This is a genomic window from Bacteroides xylanisolvens (genome assembly GCF_018289135.1).
GTDB lineage: Bacteria > Bacteroidota > Bacteroidia > Bacteroidales > Bacteroidaceae > Bacteroides > Bacteroides xylanisolvens.
The window spans coordinates 5,563,236-5,584,493 of the sequence record NZ_CP072216.1 but is presented as its reverse complement, the minus strand read 5'-3'; the positions used below and the strand labels follow the sequence as shown (position 1 = coordinate 5,584,493).

The 21,258-nt window shown below is 37.7% G+C and carries 16 protein-coding genes and 1 tRNA gene; 4 read left to right on the top strand and 13 right to left on the bottom strand.

The annotated features are described in order from the left end of the window. Positions 1-63 precede the first annotated feature (63 nt). The 7 genes from INE92_RS23020 to INE92_RS22990 form a co-directional block, all read right to left on the bottom strand. Positions 64-1,206, bottom strand: coding sequence for a DUF1735 and LamG domain-containing protein (locus tag INE92_RS23020; protein ID WP_004310490.1), 1,143 nt, complete (start codon positions 1,204-1,206; stop codon positions 64-66). A 32-nt stretch (positions 1,207-1,238) separates the two neighbouring features. After that, positions 1,239-2,360 (bottom strand): glycoside hydrolase family 18, encoded by a 1,122-nt coding sequence (locus INE92_RS23015; protein WP_049701768.1) that lies wholly within the window; start codon positions 2,358-2,360, stop codon positions 1,239-1,241. Positions 2,361-2,393: 33 nt separating this feature from the next. Further along, entirely contained in the window at positions 2,394-4,034 is a 1,641-nt protein-coding gene (locus tag INE92_RS23010; protein ID WP_074707154.1) for a SusD/RagB family nutrient-binding outer membrane lipoprotein, read from the bottom strand. A 15-nt stretch (positions 4,035-4,049) separates the two neighbouring features. Beyond that, the gene (locus INE92_RS23005; RefSeq protein ID WP_211421260.1) at positions 4,050-7,373 is read right to left on the bottom strand and encodes a TonB-dependent receptor; all 3,324 of its coding nucleotides are present in this window, start codon (positions 7,371-7,373) and stop codon (positions 4,050-4,052) included. A 161-nt stretch (positions 7,374-7,534) separates the two neighbouring features. Next, positions 7,535-8,521, bottom strand: a complete 987-nt coding sequence (locus tag INE92_RS23000) for a FecR family protein (RefSeq protein WP_008645190.1) — start codon at positions 8,519-8,521, stop codon at positions 7,535-7,537. A gap of 70 nt (positions 8,522-8,591) precedes the next feature. After that, positions 8,592-9,134 (bottom strand): RNA polymerase sigma-70 factor, encoded by a 543-nt coding sequence (locus tag INE92_RS22995; RefSeq protein ID WP_004314638.1) that lies wholly within the window; start codon positions 9,132-9,134, stop codon positions 8,592-8,594. A gap of 281 nt (positions 9,135-9,415) precedes the next feature. Further along, positions 9,416-9,495: transfer RNA gene (locus INE92_RS22990), tRNA-Leu, on the bottom strand. Between the two features lie 226 nt (positions 9,496-9,721). Here INE92_RS22990 and INE92_RS22985 point away from each other — a divergent pair. After that, positions 9,722-10,630 (top strand): IS1595-like element ISBbi1 family transposase, encoded by a 909-nt coding sequence (locus INE92_RS22985; RefSeq protein ID WP_005807145.1) that lies wholly within the window; start codon positions 9,722-9,724, stop codon positions 10,628-10,630. A 104-nt stretch (positions 10,631-10,734) separates the two neighbouring features. On the opposite strand, the gene INE92_RS22980 is transcribed toward INE92_RS22985, so the two are convergent. Together INE92_RS22980 and INE92_RS22975 are read right to left on the bottom strand one after the other, a co-directional pair. After that, entirely contained in the window at positions 10,735-12,504 is a 1,770-nt protein-coding gene (locus INE92_RS22980) for a leucine-rich repeat protein (protein ID WP_158570820.1), read from the bottom strand. A 75-nt stretch (positions 12,505-12,579) separates the two neighbouring features. Then, positions 12,580-12,939 (bottom strand): DUF5640 domain-containing protein, encoded by a 360-nt coding sequence (locus INE92_RS22975; RefSeq protein ID WP_049701763.1) that lies wholly within the window; start codon positions 12,937-12,939, stop codon positions 12,580-12,582. Positions 12,940-13,540: 601 nt separating this feature from the next. On the opposite strand from INE92_RS22975, the gene INE92_RS22970 reads away from it, so the two are divergent. Next, entirely contained in the window at positions 13,541-14,827 is a 1,287-nt protein-coding gene (locus INE92_RS22970; RefSeq protein WP_009040242.1) for an IS1380-like element ISBf12 family transposase, read from the top strand. A gap of 287 nt (positions 14,828-15,114) precedes the next feature. Here the strand turns inward: INE92_RS22970 and INE92_RS22965 are convergent, their stop codons facing one another. Then, complete coding sequence (locus INE92_RS22965) at positions 15,115-15,750, bottom strand: recombinase family protein (RefSeq protein ID WP_007754395.1); 636 nt, start codon at positions 15,748-15,750, stop codon at positions 15,115-15,117. Between the two features lie 283 nt (positions 15,751-16,033). Further along, positions 16,034-17,059 carry a DUF3871 family protein gene (locus INE92_RS22960; RefSeq protein WP_022199106.1) on the bottom strand — a complete coding sequence of 342 codons (1,026 nt, stop codon included), beginning with the start codon at positions 17,057-17,059 and terminating at the stop codon, positions 16,034-16,036. Positions 17,060-17,819: 760 nt separating this feature from the next. Between INE92_RS22960 and INE92_RS22955 the strand changes: the two genes are divergently transcribed. Then, positions 17,820-18,065 carry a hypothetical protein gene (locus tag INE92_RS22955; protein WP_087306493.1) on the top strand — a complete coding sequence of 82 codons (246 nt, stop codon included), beginning with the start codon at positions 17,820-17,822 and terminating at the stop codon, positions 18,063-18,065. 208 nt (positions 18,066-18,273) lie between these two features. Then, on the top strand, positions 18,274-19,092 hold the full coding sequence (locus tag INE92_RS22950) for a helix-turn-helix domain-containing protein (protein ID WP_202578423.1): 819 nt from the start codon (positions 18,274-18,276) through the stop codon (positions 19,090-19,092). Between the two features lie 150 nt (positions 19,093-19,242). On the opposite strand, the gene INE92_RS22945 is transcribed toward INE92_RS22950, so the two are convergent. Both INE92_RS22945 and INE92_RS22940 read right to left on the bottom strand, forming a co-directional pair. Continuing rightward, positions 19,243-21,048, bottom strand: a complete 1,806-nt coding sequence (locus tag INE92_RS22945) for a DEAD/DEAH box helicase family protein (RefSeq protein WP_202578424.1) — start codon at positions 21,046-21,048, stop codon at positions 19,243-19,245. Beyond that, the gene (locus INE92_RS22940) at positions 21,032-21,208 is read right to left on the bottom strand and encodes a hypothetical protein (protein ID WP_007754371.1); all 177 of its coding nucleotides are present in this window, start codon (positions 21,206-21,208) and stop codon (positions 21,032-21,034) included. The genes INE92_RS22945 and INE92_RS22940 overlap by 17 nt, the downstream gene beginning before the upstream one ends. Positions 21,209-21,258 lie beyond the last annotated feature (50 nt).

The window sequence follows — 21,258 nt, the reverse complement described above, 5'->3', positions numbered from 1 at the left end:
GCAGGCTTTCACTCATATTCAAAAATGCAAAGAGCAAAATCTCTCACAAATTTGTGTGTTCCATTAATTGATAGCTATCGGAGCATCCAACGTCTTAATAGTAATTCCATTTGTAGTACCGTTTATACGCCCTGTGGCATCTTTGATAACTCCACCTTCCTGAGTCTCCGATCCGTCTAGTTTATAATAAAGTGCCAAGCCTTCTGAAGCAGGGTCAACACCCAGCATATTCTGCTTAAGTTGATTTTCCGTACGGGCTACACTCCAAACACGGACTTCACTCATTTTACCATGGAATGGACGTTCACCCCATTTAAAACCATAGATTCTACCAATATAAAAACCCATATCCGAATTCGGATCAAAACCGTCAATCCCCCAATCTGAACCAGCCCATTTCTCACCATTTACATAAATGCCTGTTTTTCCTGTCGGTTGATCATAAGTCAACGCTACATGATACCAACGATTTGTTAACAACGGTTTCGTTACACGGTAGTTCTGTCTTCCGGCCACTTCCAAATAATCTTTAGGAGTAATTCCTCCTCCCGCATCACCGATACGGAGGATCATCACACCTTCAGTTCCCATAATCGTATTATTATCGAGGAAATAATCCACATTAATCAATGCTTCGTAAGTGAATGACGAGAAGAAAGTACCGACAGGGAACTTCACAGAAATATAGTGATTACTGAAGTTACCAGCTTTGGTAATTTTCAACGGTTTGGAGAAAAAGAAATATGCAATGTTTGTTCCGGAAAGAGTCGACACCGAGGACGAATGCACCCGCATAGGCAAAACATACGAGTTCCCGGCTTTCAAGGCTTCTAACCCGGAAAGTTCGACTTCTACATTATCCGCATACAATTTTCCACTCGAAATAGAAGATGTCGTACTGCTTAGCTTTACCTGCGAAACATCAAGCATCTCATAATTTGTGCCATACTTTGCATTGTATTCGTCTACTACACTTGGTTCGGCTACACTATATGATACGTCTACCTGAGAGGAGGTTGCTGACGAGAGTCTTGAAACCAGATCAAATGTCATTACATCCATTTCATCTTCCACCGAGAAATTATATTCCTTGCTTTCGAAATAAACCTTAGGCTCCAGCAGGTCATTCATGCTGTCGTTGCAAGCGCCCAACAATAACGCCATACTACCTACCATCAAATAATAGAATATATGTTTATTCATCATCTTTTTACTGTTTTAGAATTTTATAAGTCCACTTATTCCTGCGGTTTATTTGCCGCTTCGTTTTGTTTCGCTTTCCATTCATTGAAAACCCGCTGATTGATTTGAATAGCCTGACGCATCCATTTATAATTTGGCGTATTGTCATAATCATTATCGAAGCGATAAGCTCCTACTCCACCTTTATAACCTTCTCGCGGCATAGCAGCTGCCTGCTTCAGCAATTGACCTCCATTAGTGGCATACTTTTCAAAGTTCTCTGTACAGATTATTTTCTTAGGATCAACGCCATAACCATCAAAACCGGGATTGGAACTACCATAACTTTGTATAATCCAATAATCGACATACTCATCCAATTCATGGGTAAGCCCATAAATATTTCCATCAATACAGATCATTTTATGTCCTTTACCTTCCGGATCGCTTTTCGGGCCAATGTAATTGTTCATCTCTTTAACCAAATGAATCAAATGCTTATTCTGACTCAATGTGCCATCCATATCAAACACACCACTACCGATTTCCCAGTCTACATCATAACCGTCCCATTCGTTTGCATACAAAGAATCGCACAGAGCTTTGGCAAACTTCGCCAGACATGCATAATGGTTTTCACTTTCAAACTGACCTTCAAATCCCCAATATTTCCAACGGGCTTGTTTCTTCGCCGTTTCCAATTGAGCCGCCGACCAGCCTTCTTCCTCCGCTTGTTTTTCCACTTCGAGGTATACCGAATTTGGTGTCGCACCCTTACCAAGATAAGAAAGCAGACTTACCTGCAACAGTTTCGTTCCTTTCACCTTTTGCACAAACTCTTTATCTGCCTTCTGCTCCGGAGTGATTTCATAACGTCCTGGAGCGCCACTCCACATTGAAACAAAATCCATACTATCGGGCATAGCAGAGAGATATCCTCTTCGATAAGCTCCAGCAGGCGCCCAATTGGAATACCATCCGAAAGCTACGGGACGATTGTAATTCCAAGCAGTCGCCTTATAGGCGCGCAGATTGGCATAATATGCCTCACTCTCCGCATTGTTCATTGTGGCATACCCGCCTATATGGTCTATCTCAATATTCTCCACATCCATGCAAGAAGTTACCATCATGCCTGTCAATGGAATAATATATAACAATTTTCTTAATGATTTCATATTCTTCATCTGTATTAAAATGATACATGTAGGTTATCTCTTACAATCCCACCACAAACGGGTAGAAGACTTATCTTCGCCACCTGCACCGTTATTGAACAACTTCAAGGCTGCTTCATAAATAGCCTTTCCCTCGTTAGTCTGAGAAAAACTAGTGGGATAAATCATACGGCGAATACCACCCTCAAGAGTTGCGCCTTGCACTGCTCCTTTCAAAGTCTTAATGACATTCAACTTCGGATAACCGGTTCTTCTCCATTCCGTCCACGCTTCCTGCCCGTTAGGAAACAAAGCAATCCATTTCTGAATCATAATTTTTTCCAACTTCTGCTCTGTTGTTCCTTCAAACTTGACAGTAGTCTCACACGGAGCAGAAAGTGTTTGCCCATACTGATAATGGGAAAAAACATATGCCCGAGGTGCCAAATTGGAATTCATATAATCGTCTACAGGATCGGTCACACCATTCTCCTGAAAAGACATATCAATGCCCTGTTTATACCATGAATCCGCACTGCCGAAACCTTCCCACACTAAAGCTGCTTCCGCACGCAAAAAATAAACTTCCGATGCACGCAGCCAATATGTAGGAGTTCCACTTTGAATATTGGGCTTTGAGCAAGATTTGTAGATATCATTCTGCGCATTGGCATGCCCTGCCGGCACCGCTTGATACGTTTTTCCGTCGAAAGCCTCAACACCATAAGAGGCATTACCATCCATCGGCAAAAAATAAACGCTCAAACGCGGGTCTTCATATCCCATCAGATAAGAAAAGATGGAAGAACCCATACGAGCTTCATTATAGTTGCCTGCCAGCCATTCAATGTTGTTGCGGAAAGTCATACCCGCTCCTTGACTCATTTGAGCCGCATCATCCTTAGCCGTCATCACACCGATAGAATGATTTACTGCTTGAGTAGCATACTTTTTCGCCAGTTCCGCATCAGCGAAGCGGACACGCATAGCCAAACGAAGCATCAGCGAATTGCCGTATTTCACCCATTTGGTAGCATCTCCGGCATATACCGCATCATAAGCGCCCATTACATTCACCCCATTTGCCGCCTTTTCTGTTAATTCTTCAATGGCTGCGGTCAATTCTTCAAACATCGCCGTATACACCTCTTTCTCCGAATCGAACGGAATGTTCATTGTAGCGTCCGCCGCATGAGAATAAGGCATCGGACCGAAACTTTCAAGTGTCTTGTGCCAAGCGGAAATCTTCAGAATTTGAGCCAAAGCAAAGACTTCGGGCGTACCATTTTTCTCGGACGCTATTTTCAATTTCTTCCAAGGATCAAGAGCATTGGTATAAGACTGTGTATAGGTCGCTTTTATCCAATTGTCCAACAAATAATAAGTAGTATTGTTACTACCTGCGTTCCAACCGTTACTGTTGTTCTCGCCAAAAAATCCACTCCAATTATCGGCCGACAGATGATAAGCTATTTGATATTCATTGATAACATCTGTATCATCAGCCTGTGTGCCTACGGGAATCACTGTCCGTTGCATAGCTGTAATCAGCCCTCCGACTTCAAAACCATCCATCGCACCTTCTCCGTCGCTCATCTCAAATTGGTTGGTATTGATTTCTTCAAAATTGCATGAGGCAAATAGCGCCATTGCGCATATCACCGCTAATAGTTTAAAATGATTCATTTTTCTCATAATAAAGAAGGTGTATTATAATTTAAATTTAATACCGAAGCCAAAGCTACGAACACTCGGTTGCATAAAATAATCATTACCTTGTCCGTAAGTACTAGTGGAAGGAGTCAGTTCCGGATCGAACGGAGCTTCGCAATACAACATCCAAGGATTGTTGGCTATAAACGAAACTGTAACATCTTTCAACACGTTACCAAACCACTTATTAGGCATAGTATAGCTAAAGGTAAGTTCTTGCAAACGAATATTGGTGGCACTGTATACATAGTAACCGGAAGTTTCATAATTTCCCGTACCTGTCATCTGATAATAAGACTTCGCATCTACCAGACCTTGTCCCTTCAACAATACGCCTCCCGCTTCACGAGCCTCAGCCGAACGTTTGGACACACCGTAACGATCAAGCAATGCCTCTGTAGAAGAGGTCACCACACCACCAAAACGCCCGTTGATTTGGAATCCGAGTCCAAAGCCTTTGTATGTCAACATATTACTCCATCCCAGATTAAAGTCAGGAGAAGTTTTTCCCAAATAAACAGGTTCCCCCTTTTCCATTCCAAAGGTTCCGTCGCTCTTTACCTCAACATATCCCAGGTGGTCTTTCTTCAAGAAGGTGTTGGCATAAATATCGTGGATACTTCCGCCTTCTTTCAAGATGACACGACCACCATCCTTCAAAACCTCCGGAATATTAATCGGTTCATCCATCAAATCCGTATGATAGTTTTCAACCATCTCCTTAATCTCGTTTATATTTCGAGAGAATGTCAATGTTGAAGAGATTCCTAATCCGAACTTAAACTGATCGGAATAGCTTAATGAAGCCTCCCAACCACGATTTTCCACATTACCGGCCTGCAAATAAATCTGCTTGTATCCGGTATATTCCGGAAGATCACCCAAGAAGGTCTGATTGTATGTATTAGAATGATAGTAGGTTACCTCCGCACTTAATTTATTCCACAACTTCAGACTTAATCCAAATTCGTATGACTTTGTACGCTCTGCCTTGAAATCAGTAAACGGATAGATACCGGTAGGATCTAATGCACCACCCACAATAGGGGTAGTTACCGTACCCGGAGTCAGTCCCGAACGGGATACAGGCGCACCGACTTCCGTATACGAACCGCGAACTTTCAGGTACGAGATAAATTCGGGCAATTTGACCATCTCGGAAATAATCCCGGACAGACCGATTGAGGGATAGAAAAAAGATTCTTCATCGGTATTCACCAAACGTGAATTCCAGTCATTACGTCCGGTCAGCGTCAAATAAAGCATACTCTTCCAACCAAGTTCCAAATTGGCAAAAACAGCATGATTACGCACACGACTATCACCACCCTTTTCTGAGATACGACCATTAGCCGGATCGATATTAGAAGCCGCAAATTTATTGGGCACTCCCAATAATGTCCCTTTGTATCCTCTCTCCAATGCCCAATAGTTAGAATAGTTCCAACCCGCATTGGCAGAAATACTAAAATCAGCAATATGTTTATTAACGTTCAACATAAAGTCGGCATATTCCTGGCGGTCTTCATAGTTATTGTATCCATACAGTCCTTTCTTTCCTTCCGCAAACTTATCGTCGGATGAAGCGTAAATCTTGCGTTCAAACAATACATGTGTGTCATCCATTCTGAAACGGGCTGTCGCATTCAACCAATCGGTAATATTATAAGTCAACCCTACGTTGAACATATAACGACTCTTTTCATTCGTAGCTACATTGCGGTAAGCAGTCCAGTAAGGGTTCTGTGAAGCATATACCGGATCTGCCACCGGCCAATACTGAACCGGAAGTTGGCGGCTTTCATCGAAATGTTCGAATGACTTAATTCCATTAAAGTCTTCACCACGAGGGAATAAATAGGCGGCCATCACCGGATTCCAATATTGTCCTTGCGATACCATATTCTTGTCTTTCTGTTTCACATACGACGCACCTAAATCGAGTTGTAATTTATCATTAAGGAAAGTTGCCGTATTACGGATTGTGAAATTCAAACGATCATATTCATTATTAGGTACAATACCATTGGAATTGGTAGAAGAAACAGAAGCAAAAGTCTGATTCGATTTCGTACCGGTGGTCAACGTAACCGAATTAATAAAGTTTGTTCCGGTATTAAAGAAATCCTTCTTGGGATCATAACTTGTAGGAGTCAACAGTTTCTCACCCCAGCTTTCATACATATCTTTTTTGTTACCATACGTATTTTGAAACTCAGGAGTCATATAAGCTTTGCTGAACTCTGAAGAAGAAGAGAACTGCACTGAAAGTTTTCCTTCTTTTCCTTTTTTAGTGGTAATCAAAATTACACCGTTAGCGGCACTACTACCATACAACGCAGCAGCCGAAGGACCACTCAAAACAGAAAGACTTTCAATATCTTCGGGATTGAAGTCGGCGATTCCTTCTGTTCCGGCCTTACCTTCACCCATAATACCACTGTCGGTATTTCCCATATTGGTATTGAACAAAGGAATACCGTCCACCACATACAAAGCATTGTTATCACCTTCAATAGATTTTGCACCACGCATTACAACACGTGTCGCACCACCAACTCCACTAGCACTTTTGTTAATACTCACTCCGGCTATCTTACCGTTCAGCGAGTTTACGAAGTTAGCATCTTTTACTGTAGTCAGAGCATCTCCCTTGACTTGTTGTACATTGTAAGACAACGCCTTTTCTGCACGTTTGATACCCAATGCCGTCACAACAACTTCATCGAGCACTTCTGTATCCTGCTTCATTACAACCGGATAGAAATCTTTCTTGGAAACAGGAATTATCTGTGCAGCATATCCGATATAAGATACTTTGAGAATAGATTTCTCTGCCGCCTTGATCGTAAAGTTACCATCGAAATCGGTAATCGTACCTGTAGAACTACCATCCACAGATATATTTACTCCAATCAACGGTTCACCGCTTTCATCAGTAACCTTTCCTTTGATATTTTTAAGGGTTTGTGCAACTACAGGCTTCTTTTCAGCTATTATGATGTAGTTACCTTGAATCTGGAATGAAAAGCCCGTCCCTTTTAAGATGGTATCAAGTGCGGTCTCGAGGGATGCATTCTGCAAGTTTAACTGGGCTATTACTTTTCCTTTTAATTCGGAATCACTATAATTTATAGACTTTTTGGACTGTTTTTCCACAGTTTTTAAGGCATCAATGACAGTGATGTTCTTCTGCTGGATAGTTATTTTACTATCATTTTGAGCCAAAGCGAAAGTCTGTATAAGAATAAGACTTAAAAAAGTGAGAAAGACCCGCTTATGAGCTATTTTTTCTGCTATTTTTTCGTAGATTTGTAGCATCTTTAGTATTAGTTAATTGGTTATTATTCTAGGATCATTCAGAATAGCGTCAATATTACGCTAATATTAAAAGAGATTGATTTCATATCCGGGAGGAACGGCCATTCCTTCCGGGTATTTTTTTGCATTACGTATTAAATTTAAAAGGTTCTACAATATATTTATTCTTTACTAGTTACATAGCACTTATTTCCCTTGATAACATAGTTTACATTTCCTACAACTTGCGATATAATCTTCATAACTTCCTCCAGATTCGCCTGTTTGGAGAAGCGGAAACTATATGTATTCTTTTTCAAGCTATGAAGGCTATATACAAAAGCATAAGGAAATTTGCGTTCAAGACTTGTAAAAATATCCTCCAGATACATATTACTAAAAACCAATTCCCCACGTTGCCATGCCGTCACATCATCTATCTCAGGCATCCGCAGATTGTGCGCTTTCGTATGTTTGTCATATACCAACTGTTCATTAGGCTTTAAAATAATATTGGACAGCAAGTTATTGAATTCAACTTTCACACTACCTTCCAGCAAAGTAGCCATCAGTTCGCTATTTTCCGGATAAGCATTTACATTAAATTCAGTACCTAAAGCAGTAACTTGATAATCATTGGCCTTTACAATGAAAGGATGCTTCTTATCCGGTTTCACTTTAAAGTTGGCCTCACCAATCAAATATACACTTCTAGTCTCTCCTGTAAATTTTTCCGGATATAGTAGTATACTCTTCGAATTCAGCATGACATTTGTACCATCCGGTAATGTAAGTTCACGAATTTCCGCTGTCGGTATATAGCATTCAACTAAATCTTTTTCCGGCCGTTCCTTTTCCAACATCAAATAAATAGAAACGGATGAGACTGCTAACAAGAAAATAGCTGCAGCTCTCCATATAAGCAACTGGTAATTTCTACGTGAAGTGATAGACTGCATTCCCAGATTCTGCCGCATTCGTTGTATTGATTGTTGCATGCCATCAGGCACTTTCTGTTCTCCTGCTTGTTTCCAAAGCTCACGAAGAGCCTCACTCTTTTCATCAACATGCTCCTCATCAGCCAACCACTGTTGCACTTTCTTCTGTGTTCCGGCTGAATAGCTATTATGGCCGAATAATTCTACGAGTTGTTGAATATAATTTTTCATGAATCTTTTTCTTTCTTTTTTGGGCTTTATACACTAAATACAACTACTACATACATACTACTTAAAAATATTAGAGAAAAAAAATAAAAAAGAGGAGTACCTTCTTTAATTCGATCAATGCCAAATAAACCTGATGCTCTATTGTTCGGATAGAAACATCGAGTTTATCAGCTATTTCTTTATGACTTAATCCCCTGAAACGACTAAGTTCGAATATCAACCTCCGACGCTTCGGCATTTTCTCCAGGGTGAGTTGAATAATCATCAACATCTCCTTATAATATACGTTATTCAAGATCTCTTCCTTTTCTGTTAATTCATAAAGAAGAGTCTTCTCTATAACTTCCGACTGATATTCCTGTTCTACTTGTTGATGTTTAAAGATATTCAGAACTATATTTCTAGTCATTATAAAAATATAATTGTCTAGTTCTTTATCATTATCCAGCCACAACTCAGGCTGCAACCAGAGCTTACAGAAAACATCTTGAGCCACATCTTCTGCATCCGCTTCCGATTTTAGCAGCATTTGAGCAAAGTTCTTTACCTTTGGAAAATTTACAGTGAAAAACCTCTGAAACTTTAATTCAATCTGCCTGTCATTATTCTCCATCTCTCTAGTATTTTTCAGTGTTAGCGGTTAAATCAAATATTACATATATTTAGGTCTAAGGAATGATTCAATATAATATTATACATTAAATCATAATCTAAAAGCAAAATAAAAGATTAATAACACAATAAAAAAATATTATAACTCTTTTTTGGTTTATTTCTTCCAAGCAGCTATCATATAGAGCTTTCCAGAAAATAAATAAAATGTATATTATACACCCATAAAAATAAAAAGGCTTCATGAATCAATGATTCATGAAGCCTTATAAAGAATACTCGTACTCGAAGCGGGACTTGAACCCGCACAGCCGCAATGGCCAAAGGATTTTAAGTCCTTCGTGCCGGGTCACCATTCGAGCATCCTAATGGCTATAAATCAGCACATTACCTAATTTACATCTATCAATGTACCCATGTGGTTTACATATTGGTTTACATCAACCATGTAAAACAAGATAAGTTATTCAATACGTTAATAATCCCTTTGCAGTATAATACTGCACTACAAAAGTAATGAAATTATTTCTGATTCTCCGCAAACACACCTAATATTTTTAGTATATTAGCGCTCAAAAAGCAGGGATTATGAACATATTCAGTTTTACGGCTCATTTCGGTTCGGAGGAAGATTGTCGTTTGCATTTCAAGGAGCAGCGTGATAAGGAAGGGGTTGTCTGCAAGCGATGCGGGGGCACTTCCCATTATTGGTTACAGGGTAAATGGAGTTATGAATGCAAAGGTTGCCGTTTCCGCACCTCGTTGCGCAGCGGTACGATCATGGAGAGCTCCAAGCTGCCGTTTCTGGTGTGGTACAAAACGATGTTCCTGATGAGTTGCACAAAAAAGGGATTCTCCACCAACGAACTCCAGAAGCAATTAGGATTGAAGCGTTACGAACCGGTATGGGCGATGGTACACAAACTCCGCAGGGCGATGGGCAACCGGGATGCAAGGTATACACTGGAAGGGATGATAGAACTGGATGAGGGTTACTTTTCGGTGGCCAGTAAGGAAATCGAGCGAGGCAAGGGTACACGTGGCCGGGGAGCCGAGGGAAAGCAGAACGTTGCGGTGATGGCCGAAAGCACCCCGTTGGAAGATATCGAAACGGGCAAAAAGGAGAAGCATGTGCGTTATTTCAAGGCCAGGGTACTGGATAGCCATCAAAGTGAAGGAATCAACGGCGTGGTCAGGGACTGCATGGAGGATGATGCCATCGTATTTTCGGACAAAAGCACTTCTTACGTTGACATCTCCGATCTGGTGGAATTGCACGTCACCGAGAAATCAGACGCCAAAACCACCAAGGAAACACTCAAATGGGTGCATATCGCAATCAGTAATGCAAAACGGACATTGCTGGGCAACTACCATAAAATCAAAAGGAAATACTTACAGTTGTATCTCAACGAGTTTATTTACAAATTAAACAGACGGTATTTTGGAGACAAACTCTTTGACAGACTAGTAATTGCGAATATAACAGGTGCATAAACGGATAATCAGAAAATTATTTGTTCCAATAGTCAAATTACAGCATATTGATAATAAAAAAACAGCAAATGAATTTCTTCAAATGCTGTTTTTATCGATGACGATTATTCTTCATATATATTCCTTATCTCACGCCAAGGAGAAGTAGTACTGTAAGAATTAAAACACCCTTTAGGAACATATAATTTAGTATATTTAGCTTGGTCAGAATTAAAAATAGAAGCTGCGGAATATGGAGCAATCCGAGTTTTTATATGTACCTCAATATTAGCAGAACACCCCCAAAATATATTATACCCTATATTCTTTAAATTTGAACCTATATTTATTTTTTTTAGACCACAGCCCAAAAACGCTTCTGTCTCAATAGTAGTCACAGCCTCTGGAATATCAATATCTTTTATTCCCGACGAAATAAACAGCTGTTTGCTTATTTTATTTAAATTAGACGGTAACTTCACTGTCTTTAGCGATGTACACTTATGGAAACTAGCATTACCTATTTCTGAAATATTATCATGTAAATTAATTTTCGACAACTGAGTACAACAAAAAAAAGCATATTCTTCTATTTTGGTTATATTATCAGGAAGGACTATTTCTTGCAAAGTCCTACAATTGTGAAATAATCTAATAGGTATAGTATTGGATTTGGTAGTATACTGTTGATGATTATGTATATAATATGTCCCTCCACCAACAAAAAATGCATTAGACAAATCAAGCTTAGTCAACTTTCCGTTTGTTACATACTCATCACCATATACATTTGTTCGGGACATCTCCCTAACAAACAACATATCATCACCATTTACATAACCTCCAAGAGTTAAGTCCGTTATTTCATTCTTTTTGTCATCACTAATATAATTACTTAATGTCCCTCCTTCACTTAAGAATATGACAGCTTTTCCCCCTTCTATCCGATTTTTACCACCTTGTATTATCTGCACCTCCCGTTTAACATCACTTTTTTCATCATAAAATAGTAAACTTGCACAGCGAATTTTATCCGTTGTATTTTGTTTGATAGTATAATAAAGAGTATGACTTGATATTCCACGAGTATGTGATGCTTCTTGTATCCAATCCACAGCAGGTAATTTTACCTTAAAATCAAAATTACTTTTAACTCTAACAGTAATCATTTCTTCACTATCACTTACTAAATACTTAGCTGAAGTAAGTAACATTCCTTCTCCTGTTTGATAAATATGTATTGTCTCTGATTTATCATTTCCTCGAATTATAATTTCCCCTTCACGTTTATCATATTCCCAACTATACTGTACAGTAAATGATAAAATATTGCTAGACAAAGAGCGAGATTTATTATTTTGAACAATCCAACTTTGATATGCTGGCGGAATAATGACTTCATATTCTATATTCGATTTTACTTCAACATCAATTATATGGTTAGATTTATCCAACTCAAAAATATTTGATGATACTAAAAGTGCGTCTTGCTGTTTTTGAGTAATCTTTATTCTTTTTTCTATTTCTCCGACTTTCAAAGTTAATATAGCATTACGTTCATCATAAAATGTGTTCTCTGTTACTTTTATCGTCAGTGATACAGTACCTGCTACTCCATTATTAGAGGAAACAGTACACCATTCTATATTAGTTGGTATAGCAATATTCCATTTCTTGTTAGTCTCGAAAGTTAAAGTTTTCTCCTCATTATTTGAGGTAAAACAGATTCCTTTTTCAAAATACCCTTCACTTTCTCCCAAAGGTATTAATATAGTCTCAACATCATGGCTTTCTTCCTCTCTTGAATCGTTGACAGGATTATCATCTCCACAACCTATCAATACAAGAAGCGCATATACAATGCTACTAATAAATACAATATAATTATTTCTCATTATTTCATTCATTTAAAAACAGTAAAGGAGTAAATGCTAGCCTAATAAGACTAGCACTATACGGTTAAATCCCAATTATTGTTTAATAAAAGTTTCTGTATGCCCTCCTTCTTCGATTAACTTCAAGCTGTTATCGGAAATTTCAACTGTATAAGTTTCAGGGTCATCATCTCCCCAATCAAGAACCAACTTAGTACTACCATCAAATGTATAAGAGAATGATTCTGTATTAGACTCATCATCATACACATCATAAGATTCCCAAGTTCCTTTACCGTCTGATTTAAAAGTAACAATTTCTTTGTTTCCACCTCCCCACGTATAAGACCAAACACCTACTAACGGATTTTCATCTTCATCATCATCGCTACAAGAAGTAAAACCTGCACATAAAGCAATAACCAATAAAGTCGCAAACAATCTAAATGTTTTCATATTCTGTAAATAATCTTTTTGTTAATAAATTAATTGTAGTATAAGCTGCTCAAAAATTGAGTTGGCTACTTAAAAGATAGTAGCAAAAGTTGTTTCTTAATGTCTGATTCGTAGTTATATATCGTTTTATCTACCCTGTTCCCTTTGGATAGTATTACACAATGAAAAAGGCGTGGAAACTATTGAATATTATCATATTGAGGCTCTGGACTGCCCAAGGTTGAATAATAAACAATAGCCCACGCCAAACGATATATAGACTATCTTAACAAGATAGGTATATAACATTGACGTGAGCGTTCTTGCCTATTATCTTCAACCTTCGAAATTGTCCAGATTCCAATATGAGATAATATCTTAAACGCTCTTCGTTAACTAATATGTCCTTTCAGACCTAACACATTAGGCATCTGAAATTGCCACAAAGTTACGAAAAGCGTTCGTAATAGCAAGAACTATTGTTTATCCTTAATTCCGCAACACTATTATAAATTAAACTTTTTAAGTACCTGAGCAACAAAAAGTTGCTCAGGATTTTGCCATGTCAGAATTTTCACTTATCTTAGTGTTGCAAAAAAAACAAGAGAATCCGACGATAGACATGGCGAAGATACAAATTAAATCTGAGAGACTCACTCCTTTTGGGGGATTATTTTCAATCATGGAGCAATTTGACTCCACATTATCATCTGTAATCGACTCAACCCTCGGTCTAAGGTGTAGATCGTTCGGTTATCAGTACAGCGAAATCATCCGTTCTCTCATGAGTATCTACTTCTGTAGCGGTTCATGTATTGAGGATGTCACTACTCATTTGATGAACCACCTCTCGCTTCATCCGACACTTCGCACTTGTAGCTCTGATACTATCCTCAGGGCGATAAAGGAGTTGACGCAAGAAAACATTTCATACACATCAGATATGGGCAAGACCTACGATTTCAATACGGCTGACACTCTCAATACTTTATTGCTCAATTGTATATTTGCATCTGGCCAACTGAAAGAGGGTGAGATGTATGATGTTGATTTCGACCATCAGTTCATAGAGACAGAGAAGTATGATGCAAAGCCTACATACAAGAAGTTCCTTGGTTATCGCCCTGGCGTGGCGGTTATTGGCGATTTGATAGTCGGTATAGAGAATAGCGATGGTAACACAAATGTTCGTTTCCATCAGAAGGACACGCTGAAGAGGTTCTTTGCGAGATTTGAACAGAATGGGCTCACTATCAATCGCTTCAGAGCTGATTGTGGATCATGTTCCGAGGAAATCGTGGAGGAAATAGAAAAACACTGCAAGTCCTTCTATATCCGTGCTAACCGCTGCAGTTCGATCTACAATGACACCTTTGCTCTCAAAGGCTGGAAAACTGAGGAAATCAATGGCATTGAGTTTGAATTGAACTCTATCCTTGTTGAGAAGTGGAAAGGTAAGGCATATCGACTTGTGATTCAAAGACAGAAACGGATGGATGGTGTGCAGGATTTTTGGGAAGGAGAATACACATACCGTTGTATCCTGACTAACGACTATGATTCTTCCGTAAGAGAAATTGTCGAGTTCTATAACCTTCGTGGAGGAAAGGAACGTATCTTCGATGATATGAACAATGGTTTCGGGTGGGACAGATTGCCCAAATCCTTCATGGCAGAGAACACAGTGTTCCTTCTTCTTACAGCACTTATCCGTAACTTTTACAAGGCCATTATTCAAAGACTTGACGTAAAGAAGTTCGGGCTCAATGCAACAAGTCGCATAAAAGCGTTTGTCTTCAGGTTTATCTCTGTACCAGCCAAGTGGATCAGGACATCAAGGCGGTATGTGCTGAACATCTATACCTGTAATAATGCTTACGCAGATGTTTTCCAGACTGATTTTGGATAATGCCTACAACTTATGGGAATGATATTGTGTATTGCCTCAAGTCACATTGTGGGGTAAGGGGATATTGTAGGCAGAAGTGGGTGCTTCAAGTTCAAATTATCTGCAAATTCAGTAATGAGAGGACGTGTAAACGCAATAAGGACGTTCAAGGGCTTAGTTGCGGATTTGAGGTTTATTAAAAGTTGAGAGCTATCCCTTCTTTATAAATCCATGGTAGTGGAAAAATTCAAGACCACCCATATAAAAACTAAATCTCTGAATTTTTCCACCCCACCGATATTTCATGCTTATGGCTTTATAAACTGATTTTTTATCCGTTGAACGGTGGAAATACCAATACTTTGTAGCTTAGCTATATTTCTGATTGAATAGCCTTTTCTTAGTAAAGCAATGACTTCTTTATATTCCTCTTTTTTCTTATCATCCGTTTTGGTTGAACCTGTCTTTCTGCCAAGTTTACCACCTTTGGCAATATAATTTGCCCTACCACTATTCAAACGGTATTGAATATTGCTTCTTTCGATATTTGCCATTTCTGCAAGTACTGTCACCATGATAGAAGCTATTGGATTAACTTCCCCATTTGGTTGCAAAGTATATAAGCCCAAGTTCTGTATGTAAACCGACACTTTCGATTCATGCAATATATCCAAAGAGCGAAGAACCTGTAATGTACTTCTTCCTAGTCTTGACAATTCAGACAAAAGTAGGATATTCACAGATTCACGTTTACAGTATTCTAAACATTCCCCTAAAATCTGTCTTTCCTCTATTTTCTTTGCACCTGAAATATGCTCCTGGAATATATTCACAATTTCTATATCCTGTGAGATAGCATATTTCTTTAAATCCTCTATTTGTCTGCTCGTGTCCTGTCTGTCATTACTTGACGAAACACGAGCGTATATTACAGCTGTTTTCATTTTATTCTTTGATTAAATTGATAACATGAAAGAATGTGTTCAAACCACCTTTACAGATTTATTTGAACACATTCCTGTTTTGAACACTAACGAGGTTTATTCGCTTCCTCAATATCCCATAAGCCAACTAAAAGAATAAGTAGGATTAACGGAACACAACCTGTTATAAAAGACAATACCACCCAAAAGAGCCAAACAAGTATCTTATAATAAAACATGATTTTTTGTTTTACGTAGTTAATAAAATAGGAGAATACCCATTTCTGAATATTCCCCTGTTTAATCAATCAATAAACCACTTATATTTAGTGTCTCCATGCAAAGCGGCATTTATTCCCGTTGCTATTTCGGTTGCATTTACCGCTCTATCCAAGAATGAATCTATATAACTGCTCTTGTTTGCTCCTGTCAATAGATTATACAATTTCCACATACTTATGTCATTCCCCAAGCTCCCAAAGTTCTTATCATTGATATATGCTTTTGCAACTGTATTTATTTGCGAATCAGTGATGAGCATTTTAGGAATATCTTTCTGATAACCTTGTGGCAATGATTGATAAAGTCTCATTCTACCAAGTAATTGGCAAAATTGATGTTCTGTGAGATATGAGTTACTAAGTGTTTGCAACAAATGTAGATGTTTTGCAGGTTGATAACTCTGAAACATTTCCAATACTGCCCGATATAAATCTTTGGTATTAGTAACTTCCAAGCAACTAAGAAAACCGTCTGTTGATACACACAAGTTTGTACAAACTTTACAAGTAAAGCCAATAAATACCTTAAACCTTTCTGCTCCTTTCTTTGAATACAGATTTGTGTGATTATAAGCTCTCACACCACCAATAGTAAGAGTTAGCTTATTTCCGTTCACCGTTTCGTAAATCGTAGGAATCTGAATAATAAAAGCACATCTTTCGTAGTAGATAGTCTTATCACTTTCAAGAAGTTGATTTGCAGGTTTGTGTATTGCTTCGGGTATTCTCCCCTTGATAATGTGACTTACACGAATATCGGGCTTATCAATACTTTCACCACTGAAAAACGTATTTGCAGCGTCATAAACAGTATCAATAAATGCAGGGTGAGGAATTGTAAGCTCATTATCTTTGGCGAATACGGGTGTAATACAATCTTCTTTTAAATGTTGCATTGTTACCTCTAGTGTATTAGCTTCCAAGAAATGAGGATTCTCTTTTTTAACTTTTGGTTGTTCTTCGATTATTGTTGCTTCTTCTGCATATTCACCAAAGTTACTTTCTCTTCTTACCTGTGGCACATTGCCAATAATTTGTAGATTTCTCATAACGAATAAAATTTTAAATGATTTATAAATTGATTACGTGGAGAATAGATATTTCACTTTTCTTCCAACTACCCTAGGGGGTTGTTAGAACTACTCTTCACGTGTTCATGTAACTTTCAATTCTGTAAATCATAGGAGAAGTAAGCTGATATATATTTAAGCTCCTATTTTTATAGGTAGGGGGGATTATATATAAGTACCTGTACTTTATTGCACGCATATCTTTCTACTCTCCATAAATGGAACTATTTTAGACCATTACAGAATGTGGCATAACTATACAACCAATGTTTGAAAAATGAGTATCATTCATTTTTTAGCTTCCCCAATTATTCGTAAATTTGTGTATTCCATGAAGGAAGGATTACCGTATTGCATTGAGGGCTTTTTATCTCCATTTCCCAATTACTACCAATGCGGTAATTTACCTTTTTCACAATCTCCCATAGATAAAGCCATGTTTGATAGATTTTATTGCAGTCGCCTATATACTAGTATTAGACGACCTTTTTCATTTTTGTAGCATAACCATAAAAAGTAGGGCAATTTGACGTCTGCCCTACCGCTTGTGGTTATGAAAATTTCTTCATATTACCTACCATGTCAGAAGTATATACCTATCAAGAATTACGTGAATTAGCCTTGAAACACGGAATCAGAGATAATAAAGTCCATATCGGTGTATGGATACAGACACAAGGCTATCAGAAACAGAGAATACAGATTAACCACATTAGAAAAACATTTTATTTAAAATCCCATGATTGAGACAAGAATCCCAATAGCACCTGACACAAGTACCACCCTTACAGATGAAACAACAGAACACATTGTAAATCGCAAGGTAACAATCAAAATAGACAGAGATTATTTAAAAAAGAAGTATGCAGAGCTATACAAGCAACTGGCAAAAGTTGCAGAAAAATATCCTTATACTCCGAAAAAACAACTTGTAAAAAAACAGGGGCACGCTCATGTAAAAAAACAGGGTGGACTATACTACTAACCATTAGAAAATAACTAATAAGCATTGCCTTCTTTCAGAAGTCAAAAGCACATTCTAAATCTTATTTTTTTCATGTATGTAAATCAACTAACCAATGAAACTTATATAGACAGAAAGGAAGCCAAAATAAGTCTCGGAACTTCCAATTTCAACAGATTATTAAAAAAGAAGATTATTTATTTTATCAACGGACAACCATTTGCCAACTATGGGATACAGAATAATACCGGCAAGCCTAGTCATAGGACTTACAACAAATGAAGCATATACTTATTTTTGTTTATTAGCGAAATCAGATTACAACACTTATATTTCACACGTAAAGCTTGAAACGCTATCCCAATTGACAGGAATAAGCAAGACCGAATATATATCCAAGCATATCGAGAAACTAATAAAGAAAGGGTTACTACGGAAAGATACACAACAGAACATTGGTAACAAAGGCGTGTTCAATACCTGTACGTATTATCTATACAAACCGCAAATTGACTGGATTAGAATTGACTTGGATTTATTGGAAGAAAACATTCCTAACAAACTCAAAGCTTTCCTCATCTTATTAAAATGTATCTGCCTAAACAACACCAATTACACAGGATACAACAAAAGTGAAATCTGCAAGAAACTAAATATATCCCGCCCGACCTTAGACTCTTATCTCAATCAGTGTATCGACAAGAAACTGATAAAAGAAGAACAAAACGGATACACACTTACAAATACACATTTATTCAAAATAGATATTGTCAAAGGAAAGGATGATGACGAAGTTTATACAAAGGTATATATACCAATGGCTGATTTTTTCGCATCACAAAACATTACAATACCACCATATAATAAAAAAATAGTAGGAAAAATCATCGACCATTATAGCGCATTACCATTTTTAGCAGCAGCACTAAAAAAACGAAAAATACCGGAAGGAACTGTTTGTACTTGGAAGTATTTAGCTAAAGTCTTGAAGGTAAATATCGTGGAAAAACCTCGTCCCATACCACCAAAGGTTACTCTTATCATGTAAAAATCAACCTTTACAAAAAGAGATTCGCTCCGTGATGAGTAAATCTCCTTTTTGCTACTAAGTTATTCTTTTAGTCGCTTATTTCAAAGTAAGGGACATTTTTCGAACAGGGTCTATAAAAGTGTTTTTCTTCAAAAAATGTCCTTCGCATTATAATATTTCCTCAATCAGCAAATAACATCTTTCACCTCTGACTTTGCATTCGGACACCATAAAAAAATCGCTTATAGTCTTACTTGTTATGGCTTTAGGGGGATGTATATTCAATAGAGCATAAATTCTCTTTATTTCTTCTTTGGTATATTTACGAGTGTATTTTTGACCAACAGTAAATGAGTTCTTTATTAAGCGAATTACCTCTGTTCCGGTTGCCTTCTCACTGTATTGCTTCTGTATCATGGCTTCCGTGATTTTCTTTTTGGAATATTTGAGTTGTTCAATCACTTCTTTACCTACCGTATCATAAGCTTCAACAATAAATGAATCAGCCGCAATCAAATCCCGCTTGTATTCCAATTCCATTTCAGTAGCACAATTTCCCAACATCTCCAACTGGCGGACTATCTCTTTACGCTTGTCTTTAATGGATTGAGATTTATTTTCCCTCTTTAACCGCTCAAAGTCACCTATCGAATAGTAAAATCCATGTTGATAAGAAATAAATGAATAACAATTATCGTATGCCTCGTTTAGAGAGCCTTTATCGTAATAATAATTTTTCATCAATTCCTCATCTATGTAGTTGTCTATTGCAAACCAATTCTCTCTCCCGTTCCTATCAAGCATCTTATTAAAAGGAAGACTTTCCAGTGCAGCACGGTAAGCATCACGGGAAGCCCTGTCTGCTGCACAATCATAAAAGTTCTTCATTGTTCGATATATCTCCTTGCTGCAAACAATATATCCTTTTATTTCTTCTTTCGTTCTTTGTGGTATACCTTCTTTAACGTTACTAATATGTGTAATTGATGATACACCATTTCTGAATCGTCCAACCATTTGGATAGCATCAGTATAAGGGTCTATCATTGTATGTTCTGCAAAGTAAACATCGGTTAACATTATTACATGAGGTTTCTGTTCTAACTCAATATCCACAGCATTGAAAAAACGGCTAGTGAAAAAATTGTACCGTTTCATTTTATCAATGCTGCACTGTTCATAGGCATTGGTAAATTTATTCCTTCCCAACTTATCAACACTCTTTGGGGCACAAAAGACTGCGGAATCTTCCAATAAATCTAGTTGCTTCATCAATGAATATATAATATCAGTTGAATTGATAAACACACAAATCGGAAGTGGTGCAGCTTCCTCATTGTTTAGCTTGGATAGTGTATCTTTAAATGCTTGCAGCGTATTATTCGTATGATGAAGCCAAATCTCCTTTTTATAATCGAAAGTCGGCTGTATTTCTATCGTCTGAAAGTTCTGCTCCTTAAATCGAGGGTCATTCAATTCTATTGGTGTGGCAGAGACCAATGCTTTTTGGTCAAATTTAAAGAAATCATCTATCGGTAGTGTTATGTTATTCCGGTAATCCGCATCCTTCACTAGCTTATGACATTCATCAAACAGAAGAAAACAAGAACAATGCGCACTCATTTCCAGTTCTTCAAATGCGTCCTTTACTTTCTGAAAACTTTCGGGAGTAGTAAGTATCTTATAATACTTATTCTTACTCTTCTCCAAATATTTTATGATATCGTCAGTATATACACCTTCATATACTCCGAACAGATTATCATCTTTATGTTTAGGGTCATTACATTTACCGATAATAACAGGAACATTCGGCTCAATGATAATCGAGTTACGTTTTGCGGTGATTTCTCCATAGGTAGCACCAAGTCCGGTCAACTTCTTATAAAGAATTGTATTCGTGGGAATTTCGGGAAGAACTTCGGTAAGGTATTGCACCCTACCGAGTTCATTAAGATTAATTTCTATTGTCATCTTCCTCATTAACGTCTATCACATCCATTCCTTCATTTTCGTACTCTTCCTGCTTGATTGCATCAAAATCGGGTGCATCTTGCAACAAATTTCCAGGAGTTTTAGCTTCATTAATGAACTGGGACAATTCTTCTACTGGTTTTACATTTAACTTTTTCATACATCTTAAATTTTAATAGATTTATAAATATAGGGAAGGAATTGCGCCTT